General features: G+C 33.7%; 1 protein-coding gene. It reads right to left on the reverse strand.

The features are described 5' to 3' along the window. Positions 1-31: 31 nt before the first annotated feature. Positions 32-1,401 (reverse strand): IS3-like element ISBth167 family transposase gene (locus tag G9F74_RS29365; protein ID WP_087949097.1). Its coding sequence is split into 2 segments (ribosomal slippage): positions 32-936 and positions 936-1,401, totalling 1,371 coding nucleotides; the frame shifts between segments, so codons are not numbered across the junction. Between the last annotated feature and the right edge of the window lie 54 nt (positions 1,402-1,455).

Genomic DNA, 1,455 nt, shown 5'->3' on the forward strand with positions numbered 1-1,455 from the left:
TGAACTGAACCCAAAAAATTAGACAAATATATTAAGCAGCTACTAAGGATTGAACTCTGTATTGCACAGGGGACAATCCTTTTAGTTTTGTTTTAATTCTTTTGTGATTGTAGTAATGAATATAAGTTTCTAGTTCTTGCTTAAATTGTTCCATACTTTCAAACTCTTTAAGATAAAGTAATTCAGACTTTAATAAGCCAAAGAAATTTTCCATGACTGCATTATCTAAGCAATTTCCCTTACGGGACATACTTTGGATAACGTTATGTTTTTTAAGCGACTGATGATATTGTCGCATTTGATAATGCCAACCTTGATCCGAGTGTAAAATAGGAGTTTCCTTATCATTCAAACGTTGAAACGCCTTATTCAACATTTTAGAAACAAGGGAATAGGCAGGTCTATGTTCTATATTGTAAGCTATAATTTCTCCGTTATATAAGTCTAAAATGGGTGATAGATATAGTTTTTTACCATGTAAGTGGAACTCCGTCACATCTGTTACCCATTTTTCATTTGGTTTTGATGCGTGAAAATTACGTTTTAAAATATTAGGAGCGAATTTCCCGACAGTCCCTTTATATGAACGATATTTTTTTAATCGAACAAGACATTTTAATCCCAGGATATTCATTAAACGTCGAACGGTTTTATGATTTAATGCATGGCCTCGATTACGTAATTCCAATGTAATACGACGATAACCATACCTCCCAAAATTCTCACTAAAGATCTCTTTAATTAATTCTTTAACTTTCTTATATTTATCTGGACGTTTCGCTTGTTTCATCCAGTAATAGTACGTACTACGAGCGATATTAGCGACTTTCACAAGGTCAACGACCTTGTATTTATGCCTTAATTCATAAATCAATTGCGCTTTGTCTTGGTCTGTGATGTTTTCTTCTTTTGAACTAAGGCATTCAACTTTTTTAAATAGTCATTTTCCATACGCAGACGTTCATTCTCTGCTTGTAGCGCTTCTATAGAACCTTCAAGAGATACTTCGTTTTGTTTTAAATGTTGTAGCTTAGCTTTTTCTTTGGCCATGGTTAGACGCCCCTTTTTCTTTGATTTTAGGGCATCTAATCCTTCTGTTTCATATGCTACTTTCCATTTTCGGAGTGTTTCGCAAGAAGGAATATTAAAAAAAGCAGCTGTTTCTCTCAGAGATGTCCCATTTTCATTCATATAATGAATTACATCTAGTTTATACTCGAGAGAGTAAGTTGTATAGCGTTTTTCAAACGCCTTTTCCCCTGAAAATTCAAACCGTTTAATCCATTGATAAAGTTCTCTAGGATGAACCCCTATAGAATTAGCAATGGTTTTTCCGCCTTCCGTACCTTCTAGATATCGTTTTACTGCTTGTATTTTATCTTTTGAAGAAAATTTAGCCATAAAAAATGCACCTCCAATTGTTAATTATGTGTCTAACAATTGGGGTGCACTTCA

This window comes from Bacillus sp. EKM202B, from assembly GCF_011066025.1.
GTDB lineage: Bacteria > Bacillota > Bacilli > Bacillales > Bacillaceae_G > Bacillus_A > Bacillus_A toyonensis.